This window comes from Selenomonas sp. oral taxon 892 str. F0426 (assembly GCF_000468035.1).
GTDB lineage: Bacteria > Bacillota > Negativicutes > Selenomonadales > Selenomonadaceae > Centipeda.
In genome coordinates this window covers 226404-232582 of the sequence record NZ_KI260546.1, presented here as the reverse complement: position 1 = coordinate 232582, position 6179 = coordinate 226404, and the positions used below count along the sequence as shown (strand labels likewise).

Annotated in this window: 7 protein-coding genes and 1 tRNA gene; 2 read left to right on the top strand and 6 right to left on the bottom strand. The window is 53.5% G+C overall.

Going from position 1 to position 6179, the window contains the following annotated elements; all coding sequences use genetic code 11:
- The first annotated feature begins 97 nt into the window (after nucleotides 1-97).
- Together HMPREF1992_RS10550 and HMPREF1992_RS10545 are read left to right on the top strand one after the other, a co-directional pair.
- The gene (locus HMPREF1992_RS10550; RefSeq protein ID WP_021685901.1) at nucleotides 98-841 is read left to right on the top strand and encodes a thiamine diphosphokinase; all 744 of its coding nucleotides are present in this window, start codon (nucleotides 98-100) and stop codon (nucleotides 839-841) included.
- Between the two features lie 18 nt (nucleotides 842-859).
- A complete protein-coding gene (locus HMPREF1992_RS10545) occupies nucleotides 860-1639 on the top strand; it encodes a tRNA 2-thiocytidine biosynthesis TtcA family protein (RefSeq protein ID WP_021685900.1) in 780 nt (259 codons plus the stop codon).
- Nucleotides 1640-1703: 64 nt separating this feature from the next.
- Here the strand turns inward: HMPREF1992_RS10545 and HMPREF1992_RS10540 are convergent, their stop codons facing one another.
- The 6 genes from HMPREF1992_RS10540 to HMPREF1992_RS10515 form a co-directional block, all read right to left on the bottom strand.
- Complete coding sequence (locus tag HMPREF1992_RS10540) at nucleotides 1704-3209, bottom strand: IMP dehydrogenase (protein ID WP_037359649.1); 1506 nt, start codon at nucleotides 3207-3209, stop codon at nucleotides 1704-1706.
- A 186-nt stretch (nucleotides 3210-3395) separates the two neighbouring features.
- Nucleotides 3396-3482: transfer RNA gene (locus HMPREF1992_RS10535), tRNA-Leu, on the bottom strand.
- 51 nt (nucleotides 3483-3533) lie between these two features.
- Nucleotides 3534-3932 carry a (deoxy)nucleoside triphosphate pyrophosphohydrolase gene (locus HMPREF1992_RS10530; protein WP_021685897.1) on the bottom strand — a complete coding sequence of 133 codons (399 nt, stop codon included), beginning with the start codon at nucleotides 3930-3932 and terminating at the stop codon, nucleotides 3534-3536.
- Nucleotides 3933-3935: 3 nt separating this feature from the next.
- Nucleotides 3936-4916, bottom strand: coding sequence for an NAD(P)H-dependent glycerol-3-phosphate dehydrogenase (locus HMPREF1992_RS10525; RefSeq protein WP_021685896.1), 981 nt, complete (start codon nucleotides 4914-4916; stop codon nucleotides 3936-3938).
- On the bottom strand, nucleotides 4913-5647 hold the full coding sequence (locus HMPREF1992_RS10520; RefSeq protein ID WP_037359646.1) for a ThiF family adenylyltransferase: 735 nt from the start codon (nucleotides 5645-5647) through the stop codon (nucleotides 4913-4915). The genes HMPREF1992_RS10525 and HMPREF1992_RS10520 overlap by 4 nt, the downstream gene beginning before the upstream one ends.
- A 93-nt stretch (nucleotides 5648-5740) precedes the next feature.
- On the bottom strand, nucleotides 5741-6157 hold the full coding sequence (locus tag HMPREF1992_RS10515; protein ID WP_021685894.1) for a universal stress protein: 417 nt from the start codon (nucleotides 6155-6157) through the stop codon (nucleotides 5741-5743).
- Nucleotides 6158-6179 lie beyond the last annotated feature (22 nt).

Sequence of the window (6179 nt, the reverse complement as noted above, 5' to 3'; positions counted from 1 at the left end):
ATTGACCTTCGTCAACCCCCTTTTTTAAGTTTTTGCTTTTCGTCAAAAAAAACCTATGCTATAATCATCCCATTGTTTTATATAAGGAAGTGACTTCATGCATGAAGATAACCATACACTCATCCTCCCCCATATTTGCGCTGTGCTTCCATGCCCGCCGTCCAACGAGGTTGTCTGCATCGGAGGCGGCCGCGCACCTGCGCGTGACTGGCTCGCTGCACTGATCCGACTGCATGAAGCAGGCGGTGTGATGCGCCCTGTCTGGGCGATTGATCGCGGCGTGAACATCTGCCACGCTCTTGCACTATCGCCCTCACATCTGATTGGCGATGGCGACAGTGCAGACGCCAGTGCATGGGAGTGGGCAAAGATACAGGGTGCAGAGGTCCATGCCTTTCCTCCCGAGAAGGACTTCACGGACACGGAACTTGCCCTCCACATCGCCGCTCAAAATGATCCTTGCTCGCTTATCATACTCACGGCAGCATTCGGCGGGCGACTCGATCATCTCATGAGTACCGCCGCCGTCGTCGCAAACGCCTCCATCCCCTGCGTACTTGCAGACGAGCGCGAAACCCTCTTCTATCTCCATGAGGGTGAATCATTAACAGTAACATGCAAAAATGCACCATGTGCAATCTCACTCCTCCCCTTTACCGAGGAGTGCCTAGGCGTCACGACCGCAGGTCTATATTGGGAGCTGACGGACGCACGTATTACAAACCACGCCGCACTTACCGTCAGCAACGTACTTGCCCACGACAACACACAGAAAATATTTACCGTCTCCCTCCGGAGCGGCATTCTCGGGGTCTATCTCTGCCACAAAGAACAGCAATAAAGGAAGCGTTTTGATTTCATGAACATCAACATCCCGCAGACCTATTTCAGCAAACTCATGCGTGCCGTCGTGGAGTTCGAACTCATCGACAACGGCGACCGTATCCTCATTGGCGTCTCCGGAGGCAAGGACAGCATCTTTCTCACCTATGCACTTGCCATCCTGCGCGAGCGGTTGAAGAAAGATTTCACTATCGCGGCATTCACTGTCAATCCCCAGTTTGACGATCCCTTTGACACCAATGCGATTGCGACATTCTGCAAACAGCTTAATGTCCCCTACGAGGTGGTTGATGTCGATATTGCGGGTGCGATTGCGGAGCAGAACGATAAAAGTCCATGTTTTACATGCGCATTCTTCCGGCGCGGCGCAGTCAACCGCTATGCAGTCGAACACAAAATGAATAAGGTCGCCTACGCGCACCATCACGACGATGCGGTAGAGACGTTTCTCATGAGCCTGTTTTACTCTGGACAGCTGAACACATTTCGTCCAAAAACCTATCTAGACAAGACCGATATCACGGTTATCCGTCCCCTCGTCTACTTCCGCGAGCAGGAAATTGTCGATGCCGTCGCATATCACGGCTTCACGCCGCTTCCTTCGCCCTGCCCGCACAACGGCAATACCACACGCCAAACCGTCAAAGAACTCATCGAGCGCCTCGGGGCAGACAATCCGAACCTCTACAACCACCTCGCTGCCGGAATGCGCGAGGGTGCACTCGGCGAGCTTTGGCCGGCAAGCAAGACGCGCAAGGAGATGGAGCACACCTACCGCGCATTTATGGCACAGTAACCCATCAAAAGAGCCGGACGATGAAGATACACTCTTCGCCGTCCGGCTCAATTTATTTTCAGTGTTAATCCCGTCCGAGCTTGTCGCGCAGAATGACATCGTGCGCGCCGCCCTCGACGATGCTGGTCGAGGAGACGAGTGTGAGTTTCGCCTTGTCGCGGAACTCGGGAAGGCTAAGTGCGCCGCAGTTGCACATGGTCGAGCGGATCTTGGAGAGGGTTGTCTCGACGTTCTCTTTGAGCGGACCCGCGTACGGAACGTAGGAATCGACGCCCTCCTCAAAGGACAGCTTCTTGCTGCCGCCGAGATCATAGCGCTGCCAGTTGCGCGCACGGTTCGACCCCTCGCCCCAGTACTCTTTGTAGTACGTACCATTCACCATAACGCGATCCGTTGGACTCTCATCAAAGCGCGAGAAATAGCGGCCAAGCATAAGGAAGTCTGCCCCCATCGCAAGTGCAAGCGTCATATGATAATCGTAGACGATACCGCCGTCTGAGCAGATAGGGATGTATACGCCCGTTTCCTTGAAATATTTGTCGCGCTCGGCACACACATCGATCAGAGCTGTTGCCTGGCCGCGCCCAATACCCTTGGTCTCACGCGTGATGCAGATCGAACCGCCGCCGATGCCGACTTTGATAAAGTCTGCACCCGCATTTGCAAGGAAGCGGAACCCCTCGCCATCGACGACATTCCCCGCGCCAACCTTAACCGTGTCACCATACTCCTCACGAATGTGCCGGATGGTCAGGCGCTGCCACTCAGAGAATCCCTCGGAGGAGTCAATGCAGAGAACATCGACACCAGCCTTGATCAGTGCAGGAACACGCTCTGCATAGTCACGTGTGTTAATTCCAGCGCCAACGATATAGCTTTTGTTATCGTCGGTCAGCTCAAGTTCGTTCTCCTTGTTGTCGGTATAGTCCTTGCGGAACACCATATAGCGAAGGCGCTGATTCTTGTCGATCAACGGCAGCATATTCAGCTTGCGTTCCCAGATGAGATCATTTGCCTGCGTGAGCGTAGTCGAATCCGCATCCGCCCATATGAGCTTTTCAAACGGCGTCATGAAGGTTCCGACTTTCGTGTCGAGCGACATCCGAGAAACGCGATAGTCACGACTCGTCACAATACCGACGAGTTTTCCATTGGCTGAGCCATCCTCTGTAACCGCCATCGTGGAATGTCCCGTCTTTGCAAGGAGGTCAAGCACACCGCCAAGCGTAGTATCCGGGCTGATGTTGGAATCGCTGCTGACAAATCCAGATTTATAGTTCTTCACGCGGGAGACCATTGCCGCCTCTGCCTCAATGGTCTGCGATCCATAGATGAAGGAAATACCGCCCTGCTTGGCTAGAGCAATTGCCATCGTATCATTTGAAACAGCCTGCATGATTGCTGATGTCAACGGTATATTCATCGTAAGAGATGGCTCCTCATTACGACGAAACTTAACGAGCGGGGTACGAAGCGAAACATTCGCGGGGAAACACTCAGCTGATGAGTAGCCCGGGATAAGCAAATACTCCCCAAATGTGTGCGATGGCTCGCTATAATAATGCGCCAATTGAATCCTTCCTTTCTGTGCCGTTCAAAATTTTTCTGTCTAATATACGCGCTTCTGCGTGCCGTGTCAAGGCGTCCAGAGACAATAACTGCTGTCGTACAAAAAATCCCGGATGTTGTCAAAAAATCCCTAAGAGTTCGCATTCACTCTTAGGGAAAAGATGCCATTATCTGGCATAATCTACTATGGTGCCGAAGGCCGGGGTCGAACCGGCACGTTGTTGCCAACGGCAGATTTTGAGTCTGCTGCGTCTGCCAATTCCGCCACTTCGGCATAGGCAAATTCGTTACGTATTATAGCATCTCTGCGGCAGATTTGTCAACGTCAGCACAGGTCATCCTCAAGTTTACGGATCAACTCCATATCCGCTTCGAACCATGGTACGCTGTAGAGATCAGCGCGGCCAATCCAACGGCCTGCTGAGTGCACACTGAGCTGCGGTTCACCTGAGATATGACGACAGATGTAAAGCCTCATATTCATATGATACTCCGGATAGTCATGATCCACAACGCCAAGCAATCGCTCGACAGCGACCTCAACACCCAGCTCCTCTCGGATCTCACGTATGAGCGCCATCTCATCCGTCTCCCCCGGTTCAACCTTGCCCCCCGCAAACTCCCACGTCCCCGCATAGGCACCGTATCCGCGGCACGCCCCAAATACTTTGCCGTCACGAAGGATTGCGCCTGCGACAACATCAATATGTTTCCGTTCACGCATACCTTATTCCTTCTCACTTTTCGTTGCACGCAGAAAGAGCTGTGTGAGCTGCTCTCGCGGGTCACGTCCTCGTCTGACAATCTCATATACAGTCGCGGAGATCGGCAGATCGATATTGTATTCCCTGGAGAGCGCCATCAGTGCCTCCGCAGTGTATACCCCCTCGGCAATCTTGTGAAAGCCTCCTGCTGTACCGCACACGACCGCCTCACCGTAGCGACGGTTGTTGCTGTGAGGAGAAAAGAGAGTCGCCTCATAATCACCGAGATGAGAGAGTCCATAGACAGTCTCCCCATCCCCCCCCATCGCACGAACAAGACGTACCAGTTCACGTGTCCCACGTGCCATCAGTGCCCCCTTGAGACTGCCGTAACCGAGCCCATCAAGCATGCCTGCAGCAAGGCCGACAACATTCTTTGCCGCCGCGCCAACCTCAGTTCCAAGAAGGTCCTCTCCATAGTAGAAGCGTATGAGGGGGCTGCCAAGTGCGTCGACAAGCATATGCAGTGCATCCCTATCCGCGCCCGCAAGTACCATGCAGTTTGGTATTCCGCGCACGAAATCCTGGACATGACCGGGGCCGACCCAGACAACGGGCTTCACTGCTTCCCCTAGTTCCTCATGCACAACAGTCGTGAGTCGCTTCCCTGTACCGATCTCGAGTCCTTTCATACAGAGGATCACGCTTTTTTTCGTGAGTTCCTCCCCCAGCCCGTGCGACCGCAGGTTGCAGAGGAAGGAGCGCAGTGCCTGCGCATGAATGGAGATAATGACGATCTCCGCCGTCTGAACCGCCTCCATCAGATCGTCTGTCAGGCAAATGCTCTCTGGCAGCGACAGGAACTCATTCGATCGTGTTTCACGCAGCTGTGCAAGATGATCGGAACCGGCGCGTCCCCAGAGCGTGACCTCGTGACCAATACGATTTGCATACCATGCGTGAAATGTGCCCCAACGGCCACAGCCCAAGACAGATACTCTCATGATGATACCTCCGGATAAATCTGAACCAGATCACGAACAGCGGCGCCTGCCATGATCATTCCGACCACAGGCGGCACGAAAGAAATGCTTGCGGGGATAGTATTACGTCCAGGTGCGGGTATTTCCGCAACGCTTACAGGTGTGCGCGGCCGCTCACGCGAGCAGACAACCTTGAGTCGCGAGATGCCTCGTTCCTTCAATTTCTTCCGCATCACGCGCGCGAGCGGATCCCCCTTCGTACGATAGATGTCCATAACCTCAAAAAGAGCGGGATCAATTTTGTTTGCCGCGCCCATACTCGCGATGATGGGAATGCCGCGCTGATGGCACTGTACGACAAGATCAATCTTTGCCGTCACAGTATCTAGGGCATCGAGAACGTAATCATACTGCTCTGCAAAGAAGCGCTCAGCCTCCTCCGGCTGATAGAATGCGGAAATCTCATGAACCGCACACAAATGGTTGATCGAGCGGATGCGGCGAGCCATAACCTTCGTCTTTGTGGCACCAACAGTCTCACTTAGAGCATGGATCTGACGATTGATATTCGACACATCAATGGTATCATGATCGACGAGCGTCAGCCTTCCAACTCCAACACGTGCAAGAGCCTCTGCAGCATATGAGCCGACACCGCCAATCCCGAATACTGCCACTGAGCAGGCAGAAAGACGAGCCAGTGCCTCACTGCCCAGGAGCATCTCCGTGCGCACAAAGCGGCGATCATCCATAGTGCGTTTCCTTTCTGCATCTAGACACATGAAAGAGCTGCAGCGGCATTTCCGCAGCAGCTCTTTCCCCATAATGGTATTCTTGTACGCCCCTTATTTGACGACAAGCACAGGGCATTTCGACTGTTCTACGACATACTGGCTGACGCTGCCAAGCAGAACGCCTTTCACAACACCGAGCCCACGACTCCCCATGACAACGAGATCAATATCGTTTGTCTCTGCAAAGTCGAGAATAACCACCGCCGGTGATCCAGTGTCCGAGAATGACTCCTTCTCGATTCCCGCCGGCACCATCTCAAGGGCACGATCCAGGATCACATTCCCCGCCTTCGTCACAGAATCCAGGATTGCATCTGAGAGTACAGCGTTGATTGCGAGCTGATTGATGTTCGCGATGTAGAGAAAATTCAGCTTTGCTCCGCAGATCTGAGCGAGCATCACAGCATGCTCGATGGCGCGGTCTGCGCCCTCTGAACCATCCACCGGGACCAAAATATTCTTAATCATGGCAGTTCCTCCTTACTTCTCT

Coding starts and splice junctions, on each gene's coding strand:
- HMPREF1992_RS10550 (WP_021685901.1), top strand. CDS start 98: ATGCATGAAGATAACCATACACTCATCCTCCCCCATATTTGCGCTGTG.
- HMPREF1992_RS10545 (WP_021685900.1), top strand. CDS start 860: ATGAACATCAACATCCCGCAGACCTATTTCAGCAAACTCATGCGTGCC.
- HMPREF1992_RS10530 (WP_021685897.1), bottom strand. CDS start 3,932: ATGCGTGAACGGAAACATATTGATGTTGTCGCAGGCGCAATCCTTCGT.
- HMPREF1992_RS10525 (WP_021685896.1), bottom strand. CDS start 4,916: ATGAGAGTATCTGTCTTGGGCTGTGGCCGTTGGGGCACATTTCACGCA.
- HMPREF1992_RS10520 (WP_037359646.1), bottom strand. CDS start 5,647: ATGGATGATCGCCGCTTTGTGCGCACGGAGATGCTCCTGGGCAGTGAG.
- HMPREF1992_RS10515 (WP_021685894.1), bottom strand. CDS start 6,157: ATGATTAAGAATATTTTGGTCCCGGTGGATGGTTCAGAGGGCGCAGAC.